This window comes from Bacillus sp. JZ109 (assembly GCF_053903135.1).
The window spans coordinates 3010811-3037533 of record NZ_CP096388.1; the positions used below are offsets into that span (position 1 = coordinate 3010811).

General features: G+C 44.4%; 27 protein-coding genes and 1 pseudogene. 13 read left to right on the forward strand and 15 right to left on the reverse strand.

Annotated features, from left to right (window positions below; all coding sequences use genetic code 11):
• Positions 1–94: 94 nt before the first annotated feature.
• Positions 95–277: a hypothetical protein gene (locus M1D94_RS15885; protein ID WP_024571667.1), complete on the forward strand. Its 183-nt coding sequence runs from the start codon at positions 95–97 to the stop codon at positions 275–277.
• Between the two features lie 52 nt (positions 278–329).
• Here M1D94_RS15885 and yhzE2 read toward each other — a convergent pair whose 3' ends face one another.
• Both yhzE2 and yhzE1 read right to left on the reverse strand, forming a co-directional pair.
• On the reverse strand, positions 330–416 hold the full coding sequence (gene yhzE2, locus M1D94_RS15890) for a sporulation protein YhzE2 (protein WP_003155248.1): 87 nt from the start codon (positions 414–416) through the stop codon (positions 330–332).
• Positions 417–540: 124 nt separating this feature from the next.
• A complete protein-coding gene (yhzE1, locus tag M1D94_RS15895; protein WP_003327753.1) occupies positions 541–627 on the reverse strand; it encodes a sporulation protein YhzE1 in 87 nt (28 codons plus the stop codon).
• A 159-nt stretch (positions 628–786) separates the two neighbouring features.
• Here yhzE1 and prsA point away from each other — a divergent pair, with 159 nt between their 5' ends.
• Positions 787–1662, forward strand: a complete 876-nt coding sequence (prsA, locus tag M1D94_RS15900) for a peptidylprolyl isomerase PrsA (protein ID WP_040083568.1) — start codon at positions 787–789, stop codon at positions 1660–1662.
• 40 nt (positions 1663–1702) lie between these two features.
• Here the strand turns inward: prsA and yhaL are convergent, their stop codons facing one another.
• The 6 genes from yhaL to M1D94_RS15930 form a co-directional block, all read right to left on the reverse strand.
• On the reverse strand, positions 1703–1915 hold the full coding sequence (gene yhaL / locus M1D94_RS15905; protein ID WP_003233252.1) for a sporulation protein YhaL: 213 nt from the start codon (positions 1913–1915) through the stop codon (positions 1703–1705).
• Positions 1916–2039: 124 nt separating this feature from the next.
• A complete protein-coding gene (yhaM, locus tag M1D94_RS15910; protein WP_003245698.1) occupies positions 2040–2984 on the reverse strand; it encodes a 3'-5' exoribonuclease YhaM in 945 nt (314 codons plus the stop codon).
• Between the two features lie 73 nt (positions 2985–3057).
• Positions 3058–5949, reverse strand: coding sequence for a DNA repair/recombination ATPase SbcE (sbcE, locus tag M1D94_RS15915; protein ID WP_456270284.1), 2892 nt, complete (start codon positions 5947–5949; stop codon positions 3058–3060).
• Positions 5950–5953: 4 nt separating this feature from the next.
• Positions 5954–7180, reverse strand: coding sequence for a metallophosphoesterase family protein (locus tag M1D94_RS15920; protein ID WP_456270285.1), 1227 nt, complete (start codon positions 7178–7180; stop codon positions 5954–5956).
• Positions 7181–7286: 106 nt separating this feature from the next.
• Positions 7287–8546 carry an ABC transporter permease gene (locus M1D94_RS15925; protein ID WP_003244912.1) on the reverse strand — a complete coding sequence of 420 codons (1260 nt, stop codon included), beginning with the start codon at positions 8544–8546 and terminating at the stop codon, positions 7287–7289.
• Positions 8539–9435, reverse strand: a complete 897-nt coding sequence (locus M1D94_RS15930; protein WP_032725309.1) for an ABC transporter ATP-binding protein — start codon at positions 9433–9435, stop codon at positions 8539–8541. The genes M1D94_RS15925 and M1D94_RS15930 overlap by 8 nt, the downstream gene beginning before the upstream one ends.
• 126 nt (positions 9436–9561) lie before the next feature.
• Between M1D94_RS15930 and M1D94_RS15935 the strand changes: the two genes are divergently transcribed.
• A complete protein-coding gene (locus M1D94_RS15935) occupies positions 9562–9747 on the forward strand; it encodes a YhzD family protein (RefSeq protein ID WP_069964086.1) in 186 nt (61 codons plus the stop codon).
• A gap of 20 nt (positions 9748–9767) precedes the next feature.
• Here the strand turns inward: M1D94_RS15935 and M1D94_RS15940 are convergent, their stop codons facing one another.
• Positions 9768–10535 (reverse strand): enoyl-CoA hydratase, encoded by a 768-nt coding sequence (locus M1D94_RS15940; protein ID WP_015715595.1) that lies wholly within the window; start codon positions 10533–10535, stop codon positions 9768–9770.
• 165 nt (positions 10536–10700) lie between these two features.
• Between M1D94_RS15940 and khtS the strand changes: the two genes are divergently transcribed.
• The 3 genes from khtS (at position 10701) to khtU (ending at position 12824) form a co-directional block, all read left to right on the forward strand.
• Positions 10701–11039 carry a K(+)/H(+) antiporter modulator KhtS gene (gene khtS, locus M1D94_RS15945; protein WP_077670575.1) on the forward strand — a complete coding sequence of 113 codons (339 nt, stop codon included), beginning with the start codon at positions 10701–10703 and terminating at the stop codon, positions 11037–11039.
• A gap of 63 nt (positions 11040–11102) precedes the next feature.
• Positions 11103–11600, forward strand: a complete 498-nt coding sequence (khtT, locus tag M1D94_RS15950) for a K(+)/H(+) antiporter subunit KhtT (protein ID WP_003233269.1) — start codon at positions 11103–11105, stop codon at positions 11598–11600.
• 6 nt (positions 11601–11606) lie between these two features.
• The gene (gene khtU / locus M1D94_RS15955; RefSeq protein WP_003233272.1) at positions 11607–12824 is read left to right on the forward strand and encodes a K(+)/H(+) antiporter subunit KhtU; all 1218 of its coding nucleotides are present in this window, start codon (positions 11607–11609) and stop codon (positions 12822–12824) included.
• Positions 12825–12841: 17 nt separating this feature from the next.
• On the opposite strand, the gene M1D94_RS15960 is transcribed toward khtU, so the two are convergent.
• Positions 12842–14347, reverse strand: a complete 1506-nt coding sequence (locus M1D94_RS15960; protein ID WP_167568696.1) for a coproporphyrinogen III oxidase — start codon at positions 14345–14347, stop codon at positions 12842–12844.
• Between the two features lie 111 nt (positions 14348–14458).
• The gene (locus M1D94_RS15965; protein ID WP_003233277.1) at positions 14459–15325 is read right to left on the reverse strand and encodes a Cof-type HAD-IIB family hydrolase; all 867 of its coding nucleotides are present in this window, start codon (positions 15323–15325) and stop codon (positions 14459–14461) included.
• A gap of 485 nt (positions 15326–15810) precedes the next feature.
• On the opposite strand from M1D94_RS15965, the pseudogene M1D94_RS15970 reads away from it, so the two are divergent.
• A pseudogene (locus M1D94_RS15970) lies at positions 15811–16883 on the forward strand (DNA alkylation repair protein).
• Between the two features lie 43 nt (positions 16884–16926).
• Here M1D94_RS15970 and M1D94_RS15975 read toward each other — a convergent pair.
• Positions 16927–17280, reverse strand: coding sequence for a YlbF family regulator (locus tag M1D94_RS15975; RefSeq protein WP_003224239.1), 354 nt, complete (start codon positions 17278–17280; stop codon positions 16927–16929).
• A gap of 92 nt (positions 17281–17372) precedes the next feature.
• The gene (locus M1D94_RS15980; RefSeq protein ID WP_046160226.1) at positions 17373–18506 is read right to left on the reverse strand and encodes a DUF445 domain-containing protein; all 1134 of its coding nucleotides are present in this window, start codon (positions 18504–18506) and stop codon (positions 17373–17375) included.
• Positions 18507–18772: 266 nt separating this feature from the next.
• Between M1D94_RS15980 and spaC the strand changes: the two genes are divergently transcribed.
• The 6 genes from spaC (at position 18773) to M1D94_RS16010 (ending at position 22885) form a co-directional block, all read left to right on the forward strand.
• The gene (spaC, locus tag M1D94_RS15985; protein WP_456270286.1) at positions 18773–19864 is read left to right on the forward strand and encodes a spore coat associated protein SpaC; all 1092 of its coding nucleotides are present in this window, start codon (positions 18773–18775) and stop codon (positions 19862–19864) included.
• A complete protein-coding gene (gene yheD / locus M1D94_RS15990) occupies positions 19854–21215 on the forward strand; it encodes a spore coat associated protein YheD (protein WP_021479651.1) in 1362 nt (453 codons plus the stop codon). Before spaC ends, yheD begins: the two co-directional genes overlap by 11 nt.
• Before the next feature lie 149 nt (positions 21216–21364).
• Positions 21365–21583 carry a YheE family protein gene (locus tag M1D94_RS15995; RefSeq protein ID WP_010886462.1) on the forward strand — a complete coding sequence of 73 codons (219 nt, stop codon included), beginning with the start codon at positions 21365–21367 and terminating at the stop codon, positions 21581–21583.
• Between the two features lie 209 nt (positions 21584–21792).
• On the forward strand, positions 21793–21996 hold the full coding sequence (gene sspB / locus M1D94_RS16000; RefSeq protein ID WP_003233287.1) for a beta type acid-soluble spore protein SspB: 204 nt from the start codon (positions 21793–21795) through the stop codon (positions 21994–21996).
• A 104-nt stretch (positions 21997–22100) separates the two neighbouring features.
• Positions 22101–22226 (forward strand): hypothetical protein, encoded by a 126-nt coding sequence (locus M1D94_RS16005; protein ID WP_003245136.1) that lies wholly within the window; start codon positions 22101–22103, stop codon positions 22224–22226.
• A gap of 38 nt (positions 22227–22264) precedes the next feature.
• Complete coding sequence (locus M1D94_RS16010) at positions 22265–22885, forward strand: SDR family oxidoreductase (protein ID WP_161621456.1); 621 nt, start codon at positions 22265–22267, stop codon at positions 22883–22885.
• Between the two features lie 48 nt (positions 22886–22933).
• On the opposite strand, the gene bmrD is transcribed toward M1D94_RS16010, so the two are convergent.
• Together bmrD and bmrC are read right to left on the reverse strand one after the other, a co-directional pair.
• The gene (gene bmrD / locus M1D94_RS16015) at positions 22934–24955 is read right to left on the reverse strand and encodes a multidrug resistance ABC transporter ATP-binding protein/permease BmrD (RefSeq protein ID WP_273797431.1); all 2022 of its coding nucleotides are present in this window, start codon (positions 24953–24955) and stop codon (positions 22934–22936) included.
• The gene (gene bmrC, locus M1D94_RS16020) at positions 24952–26709 is read right to left on the reverse strand and encodes a multidrug ABC transporter ATP-binding protein BmrC (RefSeq protein WP_161621454.1); all 1758 of its coding nucleotides are present in this window, start codon (positions 26707–26709) and stop codon (positions 24952–24954) included. Before bmrC ends, bmrD begins: the two co-directional genes overlap by 4 nt.
• Between the last annotated feature and the right edge of the window lie 14 nt (positions 26710–26723).

Genomic DNA, 26723 nt, shown 5'->3' on the forward strand with positions numbered 1-26723 from the left:
CTGGTGGCGATTTTTCAATTTGCATTCTATCTTTTTTAATAAATATTTGGTAATGTAATATGGGACAGTTCAGAGAGAGGGGGAATCTCCCATCATTTTATTCTATTTTATCGTGGCTGCCGTGTTTATTTTATATTTCATAAACAGGCTCACCAATACATTATGCCTTGTCAGAGAGATTCCTGAAGAGCGGCAAGATAAGGTATTCCGATTTATTAATGTATCTATATTAATTTTACTGATCTCTTCGTTTGTGGAGATCTCCTTTACAGTGTAAATACGAAAGAAAGCATAGCTGCTGATTAAGCAGCTATGCTTTTTTATGTTGATTAGTACAGCCAAGAAGCGCCGATGATAATCAATAAAATAAATAACACAACCAATAAAGCGAATCCGCCTGCAAATACTTCACCCATCTTAAAAAGCACCTCCTGTAATAAGCTTTATTTACCAATTACATGTTATGCAATTCATGTTTGAAACGATTAGGCGCTAGTGAAAATAAAGGATCGCTTATGTTGCAAGCGATCCTCGGTCTGCTTAGTAGATGTAAGCTGCACCTACGATGATAAGCAAAATGAACAGTACTACGAGCAACGCGAATCCGTTAGAGTATCCTCCGCTCATGTTACATACCTCCTTTTCTTGATCAATATATAAGTATGTCATCAGCAAAAGTTTGACTAGACGAATGCCCTTTATTTAAAATCTTTTTACAGAAAGCCACAATATGTTATGATACGCATAGGTAATTTAATTTGGAATGATTAGGAGTGTTTGAAAACAATGAAGAAAATCGCAATAGCAGCTATCACTGCTACAAGCATCCTCGCTCTCAGTGCATGCAGCAGCGGCGACAAAGAAGTCATCGCAAAAACTGACGCAGGCGATGTCACAAAAGGCGAGCTTTACACAAACATGAAGAAAACAGCTGGCGCAAGCGTACTGACACAGCTAGTGCAAGAAAAAGTATTGGACAAGAAGTATAAAGTTTCGGATAAAGAAATTGACAACAAGCTGAAAGAATACAAAACGCAGCTTGGCGATCAATATACTGCCCTCGAAAAGCAATATGGCAAGGATTACCTAAAAGAACAAGTAAAATATGAATTGCTGACACAAAAAGCGGCTAAAGATAACATCAAAGTAACAGACGCCGATATCAAAGAGTACTGGGAAGGCTTAAAAGGCAAAATCCGTGCAAGCCACATCCTTGTTGCTGATAAAAAGACAGCTGAAGAAGTAGAGAAAAAGCTGAAAAAAGGCGAGAAGTTTGAAGACCTTGCGAAAGAATACTCAACAGACAGCTCTGCTTCAAAAGGCGGGGATCTTGGTTGGTTCGCAAAAGACGGTATGATAGCTGATTTCAGCAAAGTTGCATTCAAATTAAAAACGGGTGAAGTCAGTGATCCTGTCAAAACGCAATACGGCTACCACATCATTAAAAAGACAGAAGAACGCGGCAAATACGATGATATGAAAAAAGAACTGAAATCTGAAGTGCTTGAACAAAAACTAAATGACAGCAATGCCGTTCAGGAAGCTGTTCAAAAAGTCATGAAGAAGGCTGACATCGAAGTAAAAGATAAGGATCTGAAAGACACATTTAATACATCTTCAACAAGCAACAGCACTTCTTCATCTTCAAGCAGTTCCAAATAATAAAAAAGCTGTGCAGGCTCATTGAGCCGCACAGCTTTTTTTATGCGATGGAATGGTTTTGATTTTCTTCTTCATGCTGCTGAGAACTGCGGCGTTCTCGCTCCTTTTCCATCCTCTCCATATAAATCTGCCCTTCTTTTTCAATAAAAGCCTGGTCTACTTTTTCTTCCTCTTTGGCTGCCGCCACAAGTTTATATGCGCTGAAAATGATGCCTACAATACAAAGATACACCCACCATGGAAAAAATAACACGGGCTCCTCCCCCTTTGCATAGATTCTTTATTCTTAACCATATGCGGGAATGAGACGAGTTATGTGCGAGAAAGACGCATCAAAAAGGACTGAGCTGAATATGTCAGCATCAGTCCTTTTTACGTTATTTATGAAATGTCGGTTTATAAAAGGAACGGTTTTCCAGTGCAAATACACGTTCAGTATACTCGCCAGGCTTCACGCGCTCAAGCGCTCTGTCCATCATATTCATTTTTGCATCCAGATTGTCTATATAGTGAAGAATTTCCGCTTCTTTCACCATCGGTGGTTTCGGGCTGCCCCATTCTGCTTTGCCGTGGTGACTCAAAATCAAATGCTGAAGAATTAACACCTCTTCAGAATCGATTTGAAGCTCCTCAGCCGCTTTTGAAAGCTCTGTCACCATGATGGAAATATGGCCAAGCAAATTGCCTTCAACCGTATATGAAGTGGAAACAGGGCCGGACAGCTCCTTCACTTTTCCAAGATCATGCAGGATGACACCGGCGTAAAGCAGATCACGATCAAGAGAAGGATATAAATCTGCTATTGCCTTCGCCAGGTTCAGCATAGAGACAACATGATACGCCAAACCTGAGACAAACTCATGGTGGTTTTTCGTAGCCGCCGGATAATCCATAAACTCAGCTTCGTGTTTTTTAACCAAAAACCTTGTGATTCGCTGGATATTCGGATTTTTCATTTCAAATATATATTGAGTGATGGTATCCATCATTTCATTTTTCGGAATCGGTGCGGTTTCTAAAAAATCATCTATATTGACGTTTTCTTGCTCGCTTACCGGTCTGATATTTCTTAGCTTCAGCTGGGTGCGCCCGCGATAATGATGAACATCGCCGACGACCTTGACAATCGTCTGCGGCGCATAGGTCACTTCATCACTTTGCTTGGCATCCCACAGCTTCGCTTCAATATCGCCTGACTGGTCTTGCAGCATCAGCGTCAAAAACGGTTTTCCATTGCTTGCAATCCCTTTCGTCGAGGATTTAATCAATAGATACTGGTCCACCTGTTCGCCAACCTCATGTAGCATAATCCCTTTAGCCATTCTATTAAAGCTCCCTCCGTATCTTACATAATACCAGTATATCACATACCGATTTTCAGCTATAGAACCTCTTTTATGACACCAAATGGATGATTTGGCTGCTATGAAATGCATCTTTTACGTGCTCATGGCATGTAAAATACAAAATCTGCCTACCGCCTTCAGATAAATCATACAGAACATGTAATACACGTTTCAGCCTTTCCTGATCAAAATGAACAAAACTGTCGTCAAGCTGGAACGGAAGCTTTGACCCACCCTGGCGCGTAACGGCCAAAGCAAATCGGATCGCTGTATACAGCTGTTCACACGTCCCTTGTGACAGCTCTTCCGCATGATAGACAGTTCCATCGCGATGCATAACCATGATCGAATCATCCGTTTCGGAAAAATAAATGGTTTGGTAGTTTCCGTCAGTCAGAGGGCGGAAGAATTCTCCTGCCGTCTCTAGAAGGCGCGGAAGCTCGATTTTTTTATGCCGCTCCAATTTGTTTCTGATCACCTGTTTGACCATTTGTATCGAGGCCCATTTTTTAGCCGTTTCTTTTACACGTTCTTTTTGCATTTCGGTTTGAAGCTTGAGGTCTGAGACCAATCCCGAAGCCTCTAATTGTTCCTGTTTGACTGAGAGCAGTGCGATTTGGCTGCGGAGCTGCTCGATCTCCTCAGTCAGCCGCTCTTTTCTTTCATTCTCAACAAATTGCTTATCTTTCAATTCAGAAAGCGTATTGGAATCCGCCAGTTCAAGTTCCTCCGGGTACCCGCCTTGAAGCTGTGCGTTTACGTGATGAAGCTTGTTCTCCGTATCCTTCAATTGCCTGCTGATGTCGGCTATGGCAAAAAACGCATCTCTGTCTTTTGCAGCAGCCGCGACAAATAACTGTTCGATCTGTGCGTGGAAATACTGTATTTCTTGCTCAAGTTCAAGCATCTGTTCCTTTGTATAATGAATATCTGTTTCAATTTCCTTTTTTTGCTTCTCAATTTCTTTTTCACGTTCAATGTTTTTCCGCAATGTGTGAAGGGCGTCCGAAATGGAGATATCCTGACTCTGATTCACGGGAAGAAGCATACTGACGCGTTCTTCGAATGTTCTCCGGTGCTTTTTCAGCCTGCCTGCTTCAATGGTCAGCTCATGCTTTTTCTTCACTTCTTTTTTAACATCCTTCATTAAGCTGTATGCATCAAGCAAAAATGATGGATCTTCCTTAAATCCGAGCTCATTCATAAAACGCTCAACCTGTGTAAAGGACGGCGCCATTTCGGCTTCCCACTGTTCAAACTGCTGGATGACCCTTTCATACGCCGCCTCTTTTTGCTGGAGCGCTGCACGCTGTGTGAGAAGGTGCTGCTTATTGCGGTCATTCTCCCATAACGCTTCTCTAAGCATTTCAGCTTCTGCTGGTGAAATATCCGTCATGGGCTGTCTTGTCTCTCGGCTGTTTCGAGAAGACGATTTTCCTGATACAAGCCAATACACAATAAGTGCAGCGCCGAAACTTATGGCGGGAATCCATTGCTGCAGCAGAGAAAAGAGAACGATGAACAACATACCAGCTGCAATGACAGTCTTTTTCTGTTTAGCCTGCTGTCTTTCAAAAAACGTTAGCTGTTCTCTGAGCTTCGCTTGCTCTTGGTGCTGCCCCTGTGTTTCATCATATGCTCTAAGAGCAGCTTCTTTATCTTTTCTTTGGCTATCTTCAAGAATCGCGGACGAAGCGGCACGAACGGCCTTTTCCGTGTCTTCCAGCTCTTGCCGGGCAAGTTCAAATGTCTCGTCAAGCTGCCGTTTTCTGTCTCTTGCCTGTACATATTGCTGCACCGCTTGCTGAAGCTGCCATTCATAATCATATGAGGTGTTCATATTCAGGAGCTCATTTTCATCCGTTTTATTGAGCTGTTCCAGCCCTGCCGCTGTCTGCGCAGACGTCTGGCGCAGCTGTGCCTGAATGGCTGCCAGTTGTTCTCCCCAGGATTGGTACATATGAAACGCTGCCGAAAGCTCTTGTATCAGCGTTTCTTTCGCCAATAGTTCTTTATCGGGGATAAGCTTTTGCCTCTGTTTGTCCAACTCCGCCATCTTCACCCGAAGCGCCTCAAGCTGTGCTGATTTCGGGTGAAGATGGGATTCATTTTTTTCCAGCTGATGCAGGCCGTCAGCTGGAAATTGTCCTGCATGTTCCGGAAATTCTGCAATCACCTGTTCGAGTGTCGCTTTTTCATTTAGCAATGGTTTTCGCTCAATCGCTCCCTCAATCATTCGGATATGTCCCGCCGTCTCTTTCAATTCGGTTTCCGCGGCTGCAAGGCGGGCTTCAAGCATTCGTTTTTCCCCGAGAAGCTGATGATAGCCCGCTTCCTCTGCTTCAGCCTGTTTTAGCTTCACTGCCAGCTGCTTAAGCGTTTCCAGCTCCTGATTCAATTGAGGGTTTCGCCCATTTGGTTTATAGAGCCTTTCGCTTTCCTTCGTCAGCCTTGAATCAAGCTTTGATACGGCTTCAGCACCAAACAAGCTGGAAAAGAGCAAAAATTCCCCTATCTTGTCCCGATTAAAGGCGTGAATTTCCTGCAGCCCGAATACGTCGAACGAATATATGGCTTTGTACAACGACCTGTCTGTGCCCTGGAACAGCTGCTTTAAAACATCTCCCTGCTTTACTTCGCCCTTTTCTGTGTACACGCTTAGTTTTTCGGCAGTCCCTTTCGTCCGTTCGATCTTCAGCACCCCATACTCAGGATGTTCAGCTTCAAGAACACCGCCGTAGACACCGCCTGTTTTCGGTTCATACTTTTTCGTTTTCGGAAAACCGAACAGCATGCTTTCAATGAATGACATCATCGTCGTTTTTCCTGCCTCATTTAATCCGTAGATGACTTGGACAGGAGAGGCGGAAAAGTCAAAGGTCCGATTGGAAAATTTTCCGTATTGGTAGATATGTAAGGATATAATTCGCAAAGCTGTCACCGCCTCATGTATCAAGCACCTTAAGCTGTCTTTTCAATAATATCTGTGCCTGCTCTTTTATTTCCTTTACCTCCTCTTGGCTAAACCGGTCCGCGTGCCTTCTATACACTGGATGCCGCTCAAGCCCTTCCAGCACGTCTGACAGATCGCTGCGATCAATGTCTTCAAATAAACCGCCAAAAAAAGGATCAAGGTTTGTTAGGTTTGCTTCGTTTTCTGTCTCATCGTCCAATCTAAGAGGCCAAACGAAATGTTCCTCTTCCGCTTCTTGTTCCTGAAGAGCTTCAAGAAACTCATCCAAGGTGCCTTTTGGCGCCTCCAGCAGCCATTCCGGCGCCGTCCCTTGTAAAACAAGCCTTACACAAACAGGGCTCCCCTTTTTCCGCAGCTTCGAAAACGTGTCCTCCACCATTTGGAAGAGGGCTGTCATATTCTTTGCCTCCATCACATCAACCGCCGCTTTTTCCCACAGGACATCATGCGCTCTCTGAAATTCATAAGATATATCTCCGTTTGTCACATGAACGAGATAATAGCCTTTATCTCCCGCCTCCTTTATATGGCGTGCTTGCGTGTTTCCCGGGTAAATGACTGCCGGATGCTCGGCAGATAGAACCTGGCGTTTATGTATATGGCCAAGCGCCCAATAATCCATCCCGCTTTTCACGAGGTCGTCATGTGTAAACGGGCAATACGGATCGTGTCCTTCAGATCCTGACAGCGTGCCGTGGAGCATGCCGATATGAAACGGTGCGTCAGTTGATCTCCGATAGCGGGCGGCTTGGTTTTCCGTCACTGCTCTGGCTTGATAGCTGAAGCCGTAAATGCTTGCTATGCGCCTGCCTTCTTTAAAAAACGATTTTTCTTCTGGAACAGCGGACGAAAAAATATGGACATTCTCAGGCCATTCAATCGGTGTCCACTCCCCGCCAAGATGATCGTGATTCCCAAAGATGACGTATACCGAAATCCCGCACTCTCTGAGTCTTTCAAACTGTTTTTTCAAAAAGAGCTGAGCCTTTAAGCTTCGATTGGCTTCATCAAACAGATCTCCCGCCAGCAAAATGAAATCAACGTGCTCTCTCACTGCGGCGTCTATCATATGTCTCACGCTTGCAAACGTGCTTTCTTTAATCCGGGCAAAAATCGGCTCCGGCAGATGCGATATCCCGTAAAACGGGCTGTCAAGATGAAGATCTGCCGCATGAATAAAGGTTAGATCAGTCAACATTCTGCTCCTTTCCAGGATGAAGTACCCTTATTTTAGCACCGAATTCTTGCGAATGCACGTTCTGTCAAAAAAGAAACAGCCTGAGAATCCCCAGGCTGTTTTCCAATCAGTTTTTCGCTAAACGTAGCGCTTGTTTGATCGCTTTGAACGCGCTTGAATTGCCGTAAATTAATACACCGCCTTTATAAATTCTGGCGCCGATAACGGCCAGTATGACAATGGTGAGCAGTGTGATTCCGATTCCGACAGCCGCCTGCCAGAACGGAATATCAAGCATGCCGACGCGCAGAAACATAATCATTGGCGTAAAGAACGGAATAAACGAAGTTACCGTAATAAATCCTGCGTCAGGCGCATTCAAACCGAACATCGCGATCATAAAACCGGCGACAACCAAAAGCGTCATCGGCGTGATCGTTTGCTGCACGTCCTCTATTCTGCTGACGACACTGCCAAGAAACGCGGCAAGTGTCGCGTACAAAAAGTATCCGAGCAAAAAGAAAATGACAGCATAGATGACAGTGGTTGCAGATACGTCGGTCAAATTAAGGAATCCGCCGACAGATGAAGCCGTTTCGCTCTTTTGGTTCAGCTTAAGCGACAGAGAGCCGGCTCCTATAATAATAGCAAGCTGTGTGATCCCGACAAGCCCAATACCAAGCAGCTTTGCAAACATTTGCTGGATCGGCGGCATACTTGAGATCAGGATTTCCATAACTCGCGAAGATTTTTCTGTAGCGACCTCCATCGCAATCATGCTGGCATACATAATCACCGAAAAATAAATGACGAACAGCATAATGTAAACAAGCCCTACCGTCTGGCCAAGCTCTTCCTCAGACTTTGCCCCTTCTTTCAGCGCCTTCTGCCCCACAGTAACGGGCGCATAAAGGCTGCTAATCGTTTCCTGCGACACGCCGAGCTCCGCTGTTCCGACAGCTGTTTTGGTTTGCGTCAGCGCCTGCTGCAGCGTTTGATACGTGCTTTCATCAGAAATCGTTAACGCTTTATATGTTCCTGAAATGGTCCCTTTTTCATCTCGTTTGATGATGAGCATGCCATCGAGTGATTCATCTTTGACTTGCTTTGTGACCTCATCCTCCGATTGCTTCGACAGCTTCACATCAAGATCGCCGTCAGTATCCACCGCTTTCAGCTGCTTTGAAAAAACCGGATATAATTCGTTTGTTTCATCAACAACGGCGATTTTTTCTTTCGCATCGTCACCTTGAAACAAAGAAATGATCGACTCCAGATTCGTTACAACTAAAACAAGCAGCACCGTGATGACAGTCGAAATAATAAAGGATTTTGCCATAATCTTATTTTTGTATGTATGAGAAAGCATGATCCAAAATTTATTCATAGACGGCCCCCACCTTTTCTATAAAAATATCATGCAGTGACGGCTCTTCAAGCTCAAACTTTCTGATAAACCCTTTTCCCTGTAGCATCGCAAAAATCTCTTGAGAAATGTCTTCATTGGCAATCTGCAGCTTGACGCCGTCGGCCGTCTCCTTCCATTGTAGAATGCCTTCATGAGACTGCAAAAAGCTTAGATCGTCATCGGAGTGAATGGTGACGTTCTTTTTGCCAAAGGAGCGCTTGATCTCCTTCAGCTTGCCTTGCACGACCGGTCTTCCTTTCTGCAATATGCAAAGGTTCTCACAAAGCTCCTCCACATGTTCCATCCGGTGGCTTGAAAATAAAATAGAAACGCCGCTGTTTTTCAGCGAGATCACAGCCTCTTTTAGCAGCTCAACATTGACAGGGTCCAGGCCGCTGAAAGGTTCATCAAGAATAAGCAGCTCCGGCTTATGCAAAACTGCCGAAATGAATTGGATTTTTTGCTGATTCCCCTTTGAAAGCTCTTCCACCTTCTTATTCTCGTAATCTGTAATATTGAAGCGTTCAAGCCATGTCCCGAGCTCTTTTACAGCCTCCCGCTTCTCCATCCCTTTTAATCTGGCGAGATAGACAAGCTGATCCTTTACCTTCATTTTCGGATAAAGGCCCCGCTCTTCCGGCAAATAACCGATTTTGTTGCTGATATGATAATTCACAGGTCGGCCCTTCCAGCTGATTGAGCCCTCCGTAATGCTTAATAATCCTAGGATCATGCGAAACGTCGTCGTTTTTCCCGCTCCATTTGCGCCTAACAGACCGAACATTTGCTGTTCCGGAATATCTAAGTCCAATCCGTCAACGGCTTTATAATCTCCAAATGTCTTCGTTACGTGATCAATTGTAAGCACTGAATCTCCTCCTTCCCTGACCCATTATATACTAATTTTGGATAAAGCATAATAAAGGATTTTGATTTCCTTTTTAGAATATAAATGAAGAAAGACTGATAAACCTTAAAATGGAGGAGAAACCTGATGGCTGATTATTTCCTTACCGTATTTGATCCTTCGGGGAACACGCTGGTAAACGAGCGATTCGAGGCAGAACATGAAGAAGCGGCAAAAACGCATGGTGAAGCCCTCTTAAAAGAAAAAGAGCTTCATAGTCATTCTCATCGTTTAGTCAATGCAGCCGGAAAGCTGATTTTGTTTCACAGATGATCAGCTTTCCGGCTGATCTGTTACGCTTGAAACTTCGGCTCCCGTTTTTCTAAAAAGGCACGGATTCCTTCTTGGTGATCCTTGGTCCTTCTCATTCTCTCTTGGGCGCTGCGCTCAAGGGATAGCACTTTTTTCAGTTCTTCAATCTGGAGGCTTTGAAAAATAGCTTTCGTTTCGATCATCGCCAAAAGAGGGGAGGCCAACAGGGTTTCGATAATGGGTCTTGCGCCTTCGGCAGGATCTCCGGCAAATGTCCCATCAAGAAGCCCCATATCGGCAGCTTCTGAGGCAGATAGTTTTTTTCCGCTCCAAATCAGTTTTTTCGCTTTTGCTTCACCGATTCTTTTCTTCAGCAAATAATGTCCTCCGCCGTCCGGAACAAGCCCAATGCCGATAAAATTCATCGCGAGGACGGCGTTTTTTTCAGCGAGCACAATGTCCGCACAAAGCGCCAAACTCAGGCCCAGTCCCGCAGCAGCGCCATGAATGGCTGCAATTGTCACTTTCTTCATCTGATATAAATTCAGGGTGACAGCCTCAATCGTATCCATCAGCCGTTTAAATTGATCAGAGTCATGCTCTGATGTCATCATCTTGATATCACCGCCGGCCGAAAAGCCTTTCCCGCTTCCTCTCAGGAGAACGATGAGCGCCTCGCTTGCAGCCGCCATTTCGACTGCCTCCTTCAATTCAGACAGCATCTGTTCATTCAGGGCGTGATGGGCATCAGGCCGATTCAGGATAATCTCTGCAACAGCCCCATTACATGCATATTGAACAAACTCCATATAAAGCACCTCCATGTATGCGCTTACTTTTTTTCTTTCTCATATACATTCCCCGCCATCCTCAAATAAACCTTTTTATTTTTCAAGGTCAATAGATACTGAAAAATGCATATTGTTTGAATGGAAACATAAAGTTTTATATAGTGAAAAAGAAGGGATATCTTGATGAGAAGGGAGGAAAGGAACATGGATAAATTGCTGATCAGTTTTCTATTAAGTTTATTTATGGTGTACTTTCCCCCTTCGGACGTGGTTCTGCCTTCCCAGTTTGAAGCAAGCACTGACAGCTATGTGCCTATGACTTCATATCCGCAGGAAACACAATCGGCAAAAACGCCGTCGCCGGGCAGCATGCACCCGGCTGAGCTGATCAAAGAGTACAGCCCGCTGGCGCAGTCTGTCAGGCAGCTCTCTGTCAAACCACTTGACGAACCGCTAATAAACAGGCTGGAAAAGGCTTTGGCCGTCCCTGTCAAATACCAGTCTAATTACCTCCGAATATAATTTGCTCAAGTTTTATTTGTAACTCACCCCATACTGCCAACACTACATTCGGAGGGATTTTCATTGAATATTAAAGAAAACGATCTGCCGGGCATCGGCAAAAAGTTTGAAATCGAAACAAGAAGCCACGAAAAAATGACGATTATCATTCATGATGACGGAAGAAGGGAAATTTACCGGTTTAATGACCGGGACCCGGATGAGCTTCTTTCAAATATATCATTGGATGATTCTGAAGCAAGGCAAATTGCAGCTATTCTCGGGGGCATGGTCTATAAACCGCAAGCTCTGGAGTCCATCGAAATGGCCTTCAGCGATCTTATTATTGAATGGTTTAAGGTCGAAAAAGGCGCCAAATCGATCGGGCGCACACTCGGAGAGCTTGATGTTCGCCAGAATTACGATGTCACTGTGATTGCCATTATCAAACACAACCAGGAAAAACTCCTAAATCCCGGAGCCGATTCGATTATTGAAGAAAATGACACCCTTGTCCTCTCAGGTGAGAGAAAGCATCTGAAGAAACTGATTCACGATTTTCTTTCTGGAGAGGGCGTGTGAGCCCCGATGGACCATCTTGTATTTGAAGTCGGAACTGCACTTGTGCTTGTGGCAATCGCCAGTGTGATCGCCAATAAAATTAAATTTTCGATTATTCCGTTTCTGATTGTGCTGGGAATGCTTGTTGGACCGCACGCGCCGAAAATGGGGATTATTGATCTAACATTTATTCAAAGCAGTGAAATCATCGAGTTTTTCGGGCGAATGGGCGTACTGTTCCTCCTCTTCTATCTCGGACTCGAATTCTCTGTCGGGAAGTTAATCAAATCAGGAAAATCAATCGCGGTCGGCGGGACGATTTATATTTTGATTAACTTCAGCCTCGGACTGCTTTACGGGTTTATCACCGGATTTTCCTTTCTGGAAGTCCTCATCCTCGCAGGAGTCATCACAATCTCGTCAAGTGCGATTGTCGCAAAAGTGCTCGTTGATTTAAAAAGGACCGCCAACCCGGAAACCGAATTGATTCTCGGCATCATCATGTTTGAAGATATTTTCCTTGCCGTATATCTGTCCGTTGTTTCCGGCCTTATACTAGGTGATGCGACATCCGTAGGGAGTGCACTCTTGTCCATTTTGATCGCCTTCGGTTATATGCTGCTGTTTTTTATCGCAGCAAGAAAACTCCCGCCGCTGTTGAACAAACTGTTGGACATTCGCTCAAACGAAGTGTTTATTATCGTCATTTTCGCAGCGCTCTTTTTTATCGCCGGGTTTTCCGAGACGATTCATGTAGCAGAAGCAATCGGCGCGCTGCTGCTCGGTTTGGTCTTTTCAGAAACAGAGCATTCCGATAGGATTGAACACCTCGTTGTTCCGTTTCGCGACTTCTTCGGTGCGATGTTCTTTTTCAGCTTCGGCCTCAGTATCGATCCGTTTTCGCTTGGTGAAGCGGTTTGGCTTGCGTTGGGTGCAGTGATTTTGACCATTCTGGGAAATTTTATCGCCGGAATGGTGGCAGGACGACGCGCAGGGCTTTCTCATAAGGCTTCATCGAATATCGGGCTGACGATCGTATCGCGGGGAGAATTTTCGATTATCGTTGCGAATCTCGGAATAGCCGGCGGACTGTCGGCCACATTAAAGCCGTTTGCCGCATTATATGTCCTCATTCTGGCGATTTTGGGACCGCTTGTCACAAAGGAATCAAAACGAATTTACCGCTTGCTGAACAAGGTATTTAAATGGAAGCCTGAGGTTCAGCCCGCAAAAAAACAGGGATAAAAAAAGCAGCACTGTAATCAGTGCTGCTTTGTCGTTTTTTCAAAAATCTGCTCTAAATATTTGATTTTTTCGTCCGTGTAGTGCTCGAAGCGGTCATTGTACGATTTCGGATCTTTCGGATTCGCAAAATGCGTAATTTTCCCTGTATCCCGATCAATAAATTTACTAGCAGCGCCGCAGCCGATGCCAATAATCGTCTGCACCTCTTCCATAATCATAATGTTGTAGATGCTTTCTTGTCCCGGCAAAGAGTATCCGACGTTTTCAAGGTTTCCAAGAATGTTTTTCTGGCGGTATAAATAATAAGGCACGTACCCATGCTCTTTCGTCCAGGCTACCGCGTCTTCCATCATTTGAGAAACCTCTTCCCTGCCGGCAACTTTGTACTTATGCTTGTTTCTCGTCATTTCTGACGCCCGTTTAAATGAAAGAGTATGAACGGTAAGGGATTCCGGCATCAGTTTTTCTGTTTCTGAAAGACTGTGCCTGAACTCCTTCACGCCCTCCCCAGGCAAACCAATAATCAAGTCCATGTTGATATTATTCATGCCATGCTGGCGTGACAGATGATATTTCTCAATGGTCTCTTCAACCGTATGGTGCCGCCCGATCGCCTTTAGCGTTTCGTTTTCATAGGATTGCGGATTGATGCTGATCCGATCAATGTCATATTTGTTTAAAACGGCGAGTTTTTCTTCTGTAATCGTATCAGGACGACCGGCCTCCACCGTAATCTCACGAATGTTTTTCACATCCGGGAAGGAGCGGACCATTTCTTCATACAGCAGATCCATCTCCTCCGCTGTAATGCTTGTCGGCGTCCCGCCGCCAAAGTAAATGGTTGTAACCTTAACATCATGCTCCTTCAGCCATTCACCGATCTTCTGCATTTCGTAATGCAGTCCCCATAGGAATGAGCCGACTCTGCCTGCCTGTCCCTGGATGGCATACGCAGGGAATGTGCAATACGCGCATTTTGTCGGGCAGAACGGAATGCCGATATAAATGCTGACTTCATCCTTTACTCGGTACAAATCCGGCACTGCCGCCAGCTGACGGTCAACAATTTCCTGCATTAGCATGATTTTTTCATCATGAATTAAATAGTCTTTTTTCAACTCAGCATGCGCTTGCTCCTTGGACATTCCGCTTTGCAGTTTTTTATGAAGCAGCTTTGTGGGCCGGATTCCTGTGAGGATTCCCCACTTCTGCGTAATGCCCGTATGCGCCTGAAGAAGATTGAGATACACATAAGAAATTGTGTTTTTCACTTGCTTAAAAGCTTCTTTTTCATTCATGCCGGGAGAAAAGAATTTTGTATGCTGTTCCTTTATGCCAGTTCCCTTCACTTCTCCCGAAACCGTCACATGCTCATCCGTTTGTGACAACGCTAAAGAAATGACCAAATCTGCGGGCTCCTCTCCGCCATACGCAAGCTCGCACTCTTCATAAAACAAATTTGCAATATTTTGCAGAGGCCGATGCAGGCGGTCATCATGTATGCCTTCTATTTTAATTTGCAACTTCATCACCTAATTTATCAGATTCAAAACTTTCTTTAGTGTACAGAAATAAACTGCTAAAATCAATCCGGCAAAAAAGCCGCCGCACCTGTCAGGGCGCGAGCGGCTTTTTTACACACGTTTCATGTGGAACTTATCAAGAAATCCTTTTCGCTGCTGCATTCGGAAATATTCCTTCATCATATAAGCGACACCTTGCTCGTCATTGGACCTTGTAACCCAATCTGCCTTTCTCTTAATTTCCGGAACGGCATTCCCCATCGCTACCCCAAGACCGGCAAGTTCGATCATCGGCAGATCGTCATACTGATGCCCAATGGCCACGACATCATCCATACTCAGGCCCAGCTCTGAAGCGACGAGGGCCAAACCCGCTTCCTTCGAGACACCTTTCGGGACGATATTCAGCTTCTCATCGTTTACGCGAATCACGTCCACCGCAGGGAAGGCTTTTGTAATCGTTTCTGTAATGTCATGCTGAATGTCGTGCTCCGTGTACACCTCGATGACGGGTGCACTCACCGGCTCATCCATGAGGAGATCGCTTAATGATTCAACGAACTGGACTGGATAAAAGATCGGGTCAGACGGATGAATGAGTGCTTTCCCCAATAAATTCGAATTCACCTTTTTCTTGTTTCCGATGGAATACTTTTCGTGAAGAAGCCGAATATTACATTGATAGCTCTCCAGCACTTGAACAATGTTAAAGGTATGATCATCAGAAATTCTTTTTTCAAAAAACGGGGCGTCAATTTTCTCAGCGATATATGCCCCGCTATGGGTGATCAGCTTGGCATCAAGCTTTAGCGATTTCGCTATTTTCTGTGCTGAGCGAAAATGACGGTTGGTCACAAGTGTGACGTAAATCCCTTTTTTCTTTACATATTCAATCGCGTCTTTCGTTGCCTGATGAATCTTCCCGTTCGACCGAAGCAGCGCTCCATCTATATTTAAGGCAAGCAATTGTTTTGACACAGAGATGTCCCCCTCCTTGATGACTGTACTTGTGTATAGGATATGACCCTGTCTCTGTGTTTAGAACAACCTTTTCTTAAAGCAAAAAAAGCCTGGCTCAGCAGACTTTATGTATGGCTTGTTGATAGGATACGATCGAAGCAGCCATTCTCCCTAATATCGTTATTTCGATTTACGAAAAATCATGTATCAGGAACCCCTTGTTTGACCAATGATGCGCTCCGAACACTTACTCTCTGTTGCTTATCCCCTCTATATAACGGCATGATATGCGACCGTATCCATTTGAAATAGGTAAGTGTAGGCGCTTTCAATGTTATTATCTCAGTTTTCCTTTCCGATGACAAGGGTTTTTTTAACTAAAAAAAGTAACCAACTTTTGTATATCCGTGGTAGGATCAGTTGTTAATTTTTAGGACTATACACTTGATCCAGAACGTACATTCCCATACAATATAAATAATAAACGAAAAAGCGGTGTTTATATGGCTGATTTAAAAGAAATATATAATGAAGAACTGATATCTCAGTTGATCCATCATGTAAGGTCATCCTATCCTATTTTAACAAAAACAGATTCTTGGGTACATTACGGCTGGAGGACTGGCCTGAACTCACTTTAAAAGAGCGGATGCGCCGCGTGACAGTTTCTTTATACGAAACTTTGCCAAAACAATACGTTGAAGCGCTCACAATTTTACGGGATACAGCCCCTCATTTTAAAGGACTCAGCGGAATTTCATTTCCAGATTATGTGGAACAGTACGGGTTAGCGCATTGGGAAGAATCAATAAAGGCATTGGAATACTTTACGCAATATTCGACCTCAGAATTTGCTGTAAGGCCTTTTTTGCTGTTAGATCAAGAAAAGATGATTGCACAATTGCTTGCATGGTCTGAGCATAAAAATGAACACGTGAGAAGACTTGCGAGCGAAGGCAGCAGGCCCCGCCTGCCATGGGGAAAATCGATACCGGCTTTGAAATCGGACCCTTCCCCCGTATTGCCGATCCTTGAGAAGCTGATGCAGGACGTGTCCTTATATGTAAGGAAAAGCGTGGCCAACAACCTTAATGATATATCAAAAACGCATCCTCATTTACTGAGAAAAGTCGCAGATCAATGGTACGGAACACATCCCCATACAGACTGGATTATCAAACACGCCTATCGGACCTTATTAAAAAAGGGTGATAAACAGGCCTTAGCGCTTTTTGGTTATGAAAATGCTGATTCGATACAACTACATGATTTAACATACCAGCCCAAACGTATAGTTATTGGCGAAAGCCTTGAATTTTCTTTCTATATTCATTCAGACAGGGATCAAAAAGTAAGAATTGAGTACGCAATTGATTTTGTAAAAGCAAGAGGCCAGCGTCATCAGAAAGTATTTAAAATAACAGAAACAAATATACGAAAAAACGAAACGAAGTCATACACAAGAATCCAATCCTTTAAGGATTTAACCACCAGAAAGCATTACAAAGGAATTCATACATTATCAGTCATCATCAATGGAGAGGTAAAAGATTCATTGGATTTCCAAGTTTGCTGAATGAATAAAAAATCCCTTCTTATCCAAGAAGGGATTTTGCTGATTAGCCTTCAACACTGCCGTAAAGCTCTTCTAAAGGCTTCATAATGATTTTGTTCAATTCACCAATCAGCATGCTCATGCGCTGCTCCGCTTCCATCAGCTGAGAAATTTTTTCGTGCTGCTGTACAAGCGCAACTGTTTTTTGAGCCTGCGTCACTTCTTCTTGTGTAATCTCTTCTCCTGCCATTTGTTTTTGCTGGAGTCTAAGCTGTACATCACGGAAGTTTTCGAACATGCGCTTCGCTGATTCATCTGCGTTAACTTCGTCGTAAAGGTTTTTTAAACGGGTGAACTCTTCGCTCCCGCGTAATGCATTTTCCAGATCATACGCTACATCATAAAAATTAACAGCCATTGTAAATAGCTCCTTTCATCATTGCCGTTTGACATACCACTCCACTATAACAGACTATGGAGATCCTTTCATTAATCAAAACCCATTTCTTCTTAAAAAAGGATGACAAACAGTGCTTGAATCGCGCCTATAATTCCGCCGAGAAGGCCCCCCAAATAGGTAATCATTTTAAATTCTTTTTTTGAAATGGACAGCACCATTTCTTCAAGACGCTCCACCGGGAACTGATCCACCTGCTCCTTGACGATTTCCTCAAGACGCAACCGTTTTAAGACACTTTCAAGGTTGGACGAAATCCCTTCAAGCAATTTGTCTAACAGTGCCGGCAGCATTTGCTGGGTCAGCTCAGATTCATAGCGGACGGTAAGCGTGCCAATCGTATTGTTGAAGAAAGGGGCAGTCGAAAATACTTGCAGCATTCTTCGTTTCAAACTGAAAATGAGCGCCTTTGCATTCCATTTTTCGTCTGCTTCATTAAACGTATACTCCCTCAGCTTGCCCCATTCGTTTTTTAAGAGATCAGAAAGCAATTTATTTGTTTCCTCATTCCGCAAGAATTTCAGCAGCTCCGGCAGCACGCGATCCGCAAGGCTTGAATTGCCAAGAAACATTTGCACCATGCTTCCAAGCATGCCGCGCTCTTTTAAAAAGTCATCAATCATATTGCCAAGACGGATTTTTCCTTCATCACTTTCAAAATAACGGACACTCCGTGACAATATATATCCTGAAATCATCGGAATTTTTTCCTCAAGCTTTTCCTGCACCTCTATAGGCACCAGCTCTTTTAACGATTGGTCCCCGTATTGGCGGAAAAGCTCATTCAGCTTATCATCGGTCCAGCTGCTGATCCATGCATCAGCAGCTTTTTCGGGGCGCTTCATCCCGGCTTTTTCAAGCGCTTCTTTTACTGTCACTTCAGAAAGTGACAGCTTTTGAATCAGCTGTTCCCCCACTCGAAGAGCCTGCGTTTTGGCTGCATCAGAGACGAGCCGCTTTTTAATGCCTTCAGGGGTTAAGAGATGATTGACTACCATCAGTCCCATTTGTTTTGCAAGTTCATCTCGTCGTCTTGGAATCAGCCCGGGCGTAAAAGGAACTCGCTTCCCAAACAAATAGTACGCTTTATACGGCCTAAACAGCATTTGAATTGCTAAATGATTGGTCACCGCTCCAATGGCAGCGCCGATCACGATCATAAAAATAAAGGTTCCTGCAATACCCATTCCTATTCATCTTCCTCCATCTGTGCTTCAGCTTTTTTCATATAGATTATGTACCTATACGTATTATAGAGGCTCATGCAATCACTTAGCAAACGAGGAGACAAATTCCTGTTCTTAGAAAATCAGCTTGTTCTTTTGGAATAGGGCAAGGTGAAGAATCGTATTCTGTAAAGTAGAATACCGTCAGCTGCGTTCGTCTTACATGTATTTAGTGTAAAGCTGCGGACACCCGCCGGCAGCTTTTGAATAAAAGGGGGAGTCTCACCATGATAACACTCGGTTTTATGTCCTTATCCCGCCAGCATGAAGCGGATTATTCCGCAGAACTGGCCAAAAGAGCACCCGAATTCGGCATACGTTTCATCCGGTTTACACCATTTGATATTTTACCTGACACTTTGCGTGTCAAAGCATCGGTCTATCATTCGGCCAGCAGCACATGGAACGAAACTGAAATGGCGATTCCAGATTATATTTATGATCGCTGTTTTTACGGCAAGGATTCACATTCCCAAAAAGCAAAACCAATCGTTGAGTGGCTCAAAAAATATCCGAAAACGGAATTTATCGGGCGGGGTCTTCCTGATAAGTGGACCGTCCTTCACGATTTGCAGCAGCACCCTGTAATCAATCCCTATATTCCCGAAACGATAAAGGTGAACCGCTACGAACAAATTCAATCCTTTTTATCCAAAGAAAAAGCCTGCATCCTTAAACCGGCATTCGGCGCGGGAGGCAGAGGCGTGATTCTTTTGAAGCTGGGCAAGAAAAACATCACTGCTACTTATCACATCGGAAAGGATAAGCAGACAAAAACGTTTTCCAACCAGACTTCTTTTAAAACATGGTGCAAAAAAGTGCTTCAGCATCAATATTTGCTTCAGCCTTACTTAAACATTCAAGATAAGGAACAATACCCTTGTGATATTCGTCTGTTTATGGAAAAAAACGAAGCAGGTGAATGGAATACAGTCGGAAAGGCAGTAAGACGCGGATACAAACACGGGCTGCTGGCCAATTTGTCAGGCGGATCTGATGCGCTGACATTTGACTCCTGGTTTGAAGATATACCGAAAAAACAGCAAGTGGTTTTACTAGATGATGTGTTTTCGATTACCCAATCGGTTCCGTATTATCTTGACGAGCGCTACGGGCCGTTGTTTGAACTCGGTCTTGATATATGTCTTGCTAAGGACGGGAGAATTTGGATTTTAGATATCAATTCCAAACCAGGCAGGAAGTCAATCCTGCGTGTCTCTCCCGAGCAAAAAGAACATCTGTACACTTGTCCCCTAAAGCGCTGCCAATATCTGTTTTCTGAGCAAAGCCAGAAAGGAGTTCTTCCGCGTGAATCCTAAACGGTTTTTGATCGGCATAGACAAAACCAGTGAAAACACCCTGTTTCTGCCCTCTTCGCTGAAGCGAGACGGACTTTTGCATGCCGCATTCGGAACGAAGGTTGTCAGATGCCACGTTGCTTACAGACGGCATCTGGAACAAACCGTGCTGCTCTCTGAAAATCTGTTTCATGAGCTTTTGCTCCCCCACCGAAGCAGGGCTGATATACTGATTCATGATCATACAGTGCATATCGGGCCGTTAGTCGGCATCTTTACGGCAGGGTTTACTGTATCTCTTGAACGTCCATTTAAGGATCGTTCCCTCTTTTTTTCTAAACTTGTCACGTTACACGAGCAAGCCGGAGGCTACTGCTTCGTTTTTGGCGCGCACCAAATCAATTGGGAGGAAGGCACAATTGAAGGCCTCCTTTACAGGGAAAACGGCTGGGAGAAAAAAATTGTTCCATTGCCGAACGTCGTTTATGACCGTTTGCCGAACCGAAAAATTGAAGATTCACTTCTCTTGCAACATACAAAAAAGAGGCTGATCGATGAATATCAGATCCCATGGTTTAATAAAACGTTTTTCAATAAATGGAACGTTCATCAATTGCTCGAAAAAGATCCGAGAACGGCACCCTTTTTGCCTAGATCCGAGCTGACACCGTCTGTGGAGCTGATAGATGAGCTCTGTGGCGCATACAAAAAAGTCTATATCAAACCGGCAAATGGAGCACTCGGCACCGGCATTTATCAGCTGAAAAGAACAGATGGCGGCCTGACGGTAAAGCATACGAATGACGCCAAAACATTTACTTCGATTGATTATTCCGATGCCGCCTCATTCCTTGCAGAATTTCAAAAACAGCACAACACGTCCGACTTTCTCATTCAGCAAGGTGTTGATCTCATCGAATTTCAAGGCAAACCAGCGGATTTCCGTGTCCATACCAATAAAAACAGAAAAGGAAAATGGACAGTGACAGCAATCGCCGTAAAAATTTCCGGAAAGAACAGCATTACAACACATCTTTCTAACGGCGGCACTGTAAAGACACTTGCGGAAGTATACGATGATCCCGCTGAAAGAGTTGAGGTCATAAAAAAGCTTTCTGCAGCGGCACTGACGGCAAGCCATGTCCTTCATGATCATATCGAGGGGTTTATCGGGGAGATTGGTTTCGATTTTGGCATTGATCAGAACGGTAAAGTATGGATGTTTGAAGCGAATTCGCGCCCAGGCCGAAGCATTTTTTCTCATCCAAATTTGCATCATGTTGATTCTCTTACAAAACGAAGAAGCTTTGAATACGCGTCATATTTATCTGAGAAGGCAATCACATCTCCTGAAGCATTGTGGCCTTCGTAACCTGTCCGCTTTTTTAATAAAGCGGGCTTATCTTTATCCAAAGCTGGGACAATCTGCATATTAAGGCCTCTTCAATGATGTTCTGAAACAATGATACAATGAACATAAGCCGTTTTTATTTAGGTCAATTGATACCAAATGTAAGGAGCGTGGCCGTAATGATTTCTCATTTCAGCTGGAAACCTTTGTTCCCAAAAGAAAAGCTGCCCGGATGGAAAATTTCATTTTATTATAAAGGGACCCATTATGAAGGCATCTATCATAAGAGCGGTGAGATTGAATGGGGAGACTTGTTTCCCGCCCGCGCTGACGAGCCTGCTCTTACAAACGAGATACATGAACTGATGCTTTTTCATATTTATGACTAGCTTAGCCTAAACGGCTAAGCTTTTTTTCTTTCTCAAGATTTACCACACAATTCTCCGCATGAGTTTCCGGCAATTTTAACATAATACGTAGTAACAAGCCGGCAAAGCATTGGGTTACGCCGAGGCGGCAGTGACACCCGATAAGGGTTCACAGATCTGGTGCAACTCCAGTTAACCCAACCATACTAAATAAAAAGGAGATTTTACACATGGCTAACCAAAACTCTTCAAATGACTTGCTAGTTCCTGGCGCAGCTCAGGCTATCGATCAAATGAAACTTGAAATCGCTTCTGAATTCGGCGTTAACCTTGGAGCGGACACAACTTCTCGCGCTAACGGTTCTGTCGGAGGAGAAATCACAAAACGTTTAGTATCTTTCGCTCAGCAGCAAATGGGCGGCAGAGTTCAATAACAATTCAATATATGGCTATAGAGGGCGCGGTTTCCGCGCTCTCTTTATTTTGTCACCCTTTTTTCCTGCTCCACATATCCTAGAAAAAAAGGGAGGGAATCGGGGTGTCATTCATCACCATTGTGAATTGGGAGCTGGTTCAATTCGTAAGTGTATCCATGATTCATGAATATGTTTCCCATCGTTCTGTTTATTTGTACAGGTATTCTTTCCCGCGCTGTTCAAACTGAGAACATCCTTTTATAATGAAAGGCGAGGAGGTTTTTTGATGAAAATCGCTTTATTAGGAGCCAGCGGCCGCGTCGGACAAGCCTTTTTAACACAAGCTGCAGCAGATGAAAGATTTGATATTTTCGCTCTGATCAGATCTCAACATGCTGATCTTCCCCTTTCAAAAGACAGAACCGTCATGGGGAACGCCCGCCGCTTAGATGATGTGAAAAAAATAATGGAGAATGCTGAAATCGTGATCAGCTGTCTAGGCACAGATGGTGATGATACCTTGTCAACTGCTATGGCACACATTCTCTCCGCTATGGAGGAACAGCATATCAAACGGCTTATTACGATCGGCACCGCAGGGATCCTAGATTCCCGATATGAACCGGGAAAATACCGGTTTGAAACAAATGAATCGAAACGAAAGCAGACCCGCGCAGCCAAGGAGCATGCAAAAGTATACGAAATGCTTAAACAATCATCATTAGACTGGACAATCATCTGCCCCACTTACCTCCCGGACGGAACAGCAACCGGCGTTTATCGTACGGAGCGTAACGTTTTGCCTGAGGGCGGCACAAGCATTTCGGTCGGCGATACTGCGGACTTTTTATATCGTGAGCTTGTTACAGGTAAGTATGTCGGATACCGTGTCGGACTGGCTTATTGACTACATAAACCAAAAACCCAAAACACGATTGTTTTGGGTTTTTGAGCGTTATGCAATGGAATGTTTCTGTCCCTTTTGCAGTTCATACATTTGATAATATTGGCCTTCTAATGCCATCAGTTCCTCGTGGTTCCCTCTCTCAACAATTTCTCCTTTATCAAGAACCAAAATCTGATCAGCATTTCTGATTGTTGAAAGCCGGTGAGCGATGACGAAGGTGGTGCGTCCTTGTTTGACGACATCAAGCGCCTTCTGGATCACGGCCTCTGTCTCTGTATCAATATGCGCCGTTGCCTCATCTAAAATCAAGATCGCGGGATCAAACGCCAAAGCTCTTGCGAAAGAAATTAACTGCCGCTCTCCAGAGGATAGCGTGCTGCCTTTTTCAATCACGGGCTCATTAATGCCTTTAGGAAGCTTCTTAAGAAGAGGCTCAGCACCGACTTGCCGCAGTGCATTTTTTATTTCTTCTTCAGTCATTCTTTCGTCATCCAGGCTTACGTTAGATCCGATTGTACCCGAGAATAAGTACGGATCCTGAAGCACAATGCCCATATGGGATCTGAGTTCCTGTCTTGACATGTTGTAAATGCTTTTTCCATCAATTAAGACATCACCTTTTTGCGCATCATAAAAACGAAACAGAAGATTCAAAATCGAGCTTTTTCCTGATCCGGTATGGCCGACGAGCGCTACGGTTTCGCCTTTTTGCGCAGTAAAGGAAATATGCTTTAATACCTCTTCACCTTCTTGATACGCAAATGACACATCACGAAATTCAACCCGCCCCAGCGCGCGCTCCTTCGCCGGTTCACCCGCTTCTTCCGTATTCTTTTCTTCAAGCAGTTCAAAAACACGCCCGGCGGAGACCCTTGCAAGCTCCAGCTTTGAAAACTGATTGACGATGCCTGTGATCGGCTGAAATAACCGGTTCAAATAATCGACAAACGCGTACAGCACACCGATAGAAACAATCCCGGCCGCATTCAGGCTCGCACCGCCAAAATGCCAGATCAGACAGACGAACGCAAGATTGCGGATGACATTGACCAAATTATGGGACATTAAGGAGTTTAAATTCAGCATCCTGTTTTGGAAATAAAAATGTGATTCATTTAATTCATCAAATTCTCTCATTGTTTCCTTTTGATGGCGGAAAGCCTGAATAATGGTCATGCCTTGAATTGACTCATTCATTTTTGCGTTAATGTCACTGTTGATCGAGCGGATTTTTTGGTTGTAATATGACGCATATCTCCGGTATATGACAGACCACAGCCAGATAATCGGCACAATTGCCAGACATACAAACGCAAGCTTCACATCAAGCAGAAACAAAGCCGTGAATATCCCAAACATATAGATTCCGCTTGTCACAAATGTTGAAAGCACTGTGACATATAAATCCCTGATAGCCTCCGTATCATTGGTAATCCGCGCAACGACTTTTCCGGCCGGAAGGTTGTCAAAATAGCGAATCGGCATACTCTGTATGTGCGAAAACACGTCCTGCCTCATCTTTTGAATAATCCGATTGGCGCTCATCTGCAGCAGATAATGCTGTCCGTATTGAAAGAATACCGAAAACACAAGCAAGCCCCCATACAGGCAGATCAGTAACACCATTCCCTTTATTTCCGGCTGATAGAACTGGAAAAGTTCCTGCTTAGTCAGCTTTTCGGCAGCATATGCCCGGCTCTTGTCTCCGTTTGTGATCGTCAGCTTCCCGTCAGAAACCGTTCTATTCCCGTCGAAGCTGACAGCCTGATCAACAAAATAGAACGCCATTCCCACTTGATAAATATGCGCTTCTTTTGCTTTTGAAACAGGCTCCTGCAATCGGTCCTCTCTGACATATGAGACGCCGTGAAACTGAACGGCATTTTTATCTTTTTCCGCAGCTTCATACCATGTTTTCTCAATGCCGAGGATATGGTCGTCTATCATTTTTTTGCCAATAAAGGGCCCAGTCAGTTCTGCACCGACGGCAACAGTTAGCAAAAGGACGGCTGTGATCAGCAATTTTCGATAAAGAAGTGCGTATCTCCATAACGTTTTTCCTATTTTCATGCCCCTGCTCCCCCTTCTTCCGCAGTGAACAGCTGCTGTCTTTCATATTGTTCCCGGTACCACCCATTATTGGCCAGCAGTTCTTGATGCGTGCCTCTCTCAGCAATGACGCCGCCGTCCATCACAAGGATCAGGTCAGCGTGCTCTACCGCGGATAATCGGTGCGTCAAAATAAATGTCGTTTTTCCTTTGCGGTTTTCTCTGATGTTCTTGATAATTGCAGCCTCTGTTTTGGCATCTACAGCGGAAAGTGAATCATCCAGAATCAAGATTTCCGGATTCGCCATGAGTGCTCTCGCAATCGAAATTCTTTGTTTCTGCCCGCCTGACAGTGCCACGCCTTTTTCACCGACCATTGTCTCCAGACCGGACGGAAGCATGTGCAAATCTTTTTCAAAATGTGCTTCGGCAATGGCTTGCTGAACCTCTTTATCAGTTGCATCCTGTTTTCCGTATAAAATATTTTCTTTTACAGTCCGTGAAAACAGTAAATGATCCTGCGGCACATATCCGATCCATCCGCGGAGCTGGTCAAGAGGGATTTGCTGAATCGGTACGCCTGAAAATGTAATGCTCCCTTCACCTGGAGGGTACTGGCGCAAAAGCTGCTTAATAATTGTCGTTTTTCCGCTCCCGGTTTTACCGGCAATCCCGACAGTCTGCCCTTTTCGCACCGTAAATGAAATATCCTGAAGATTGTCACTTGTTGAGCTTGGATATGTAAAGCTGACATGACTGAAAACGATATCTCCAGGCTCTTTAAGATCAGCGGGCTGTTTTGGATCTGTCACATCCGTTTCATAAGAAAGAGTTTCATTTACCCGATCTAATGACGCATTGCCGCGCTGCATCACGTTAATGAGTTCACCGATTGCAAACATCGGCCAAATCATCATGCCGAGATAAACGTTAAAGGACACTAACTCTCCAAGCGTCAGCTCGTTCCGGAATACAAGAAACGCTCCGTAGCCGAGCCCAATCAGATAGCTTGCGCCGACAAGCAGTTTTACCGTCGGCTCAAACAGTGAATCAATAAAAGCCACTTTCATATTTTTCTGATAAACATCAGCGGTCATTTCATTAAACCGGCGAACATCGTTTGTTTCCTGAACATACGCGCGAATCACCCGCACGCCTGAAACAGATTCCAGCACTCTGTCATTCAGCGCCCCGAACGCGTTTTGGGCCTCAGTAAACCGCTCATGAATTTTACTTCCATATAGACTGATTGCAATCGCCATGACTGGAAGCGGGATAATGGCGGCGAAGGTCAGCTTCCAGCTGATCAAAAACCCCATCGTCAAAAAGATCGTCATCATAAACATCGTAGAATCGACTAACGTCAAGATGCCAAATCCTGTCGTTAAACTGACGGCCTGAAGATCATTTGTCCCACGTGCCATTAAATCGCCTGTCCGGTTTTTTTCATAAAACGGCGGCGACATAGTCAGCAAATGCCCCATCAGCTTCGTACGAAGAATTTTCTCCATCAGATTCGCTCCGCCAAACAGCTGATGCATCCAAAAATAAGACATGATATACACGGCCGCCGTCATCACAAAAAAGATACCGATATAAAACAGCAGCCCTTCCGCAGTAAATGCCCCTGCTTTCATATCATCTATGGCGTTCCCCAAGAGCTTAGGCGGAAACATTTCAATGACATTGACTGCTAATAAAAGGACAATAGCAATCGTATAGCGCAGCCAGTACGCCTTAAAAAACCAGCCAAGCTTTTTCAAAACTGAAAACATCTATCCCCATCTCC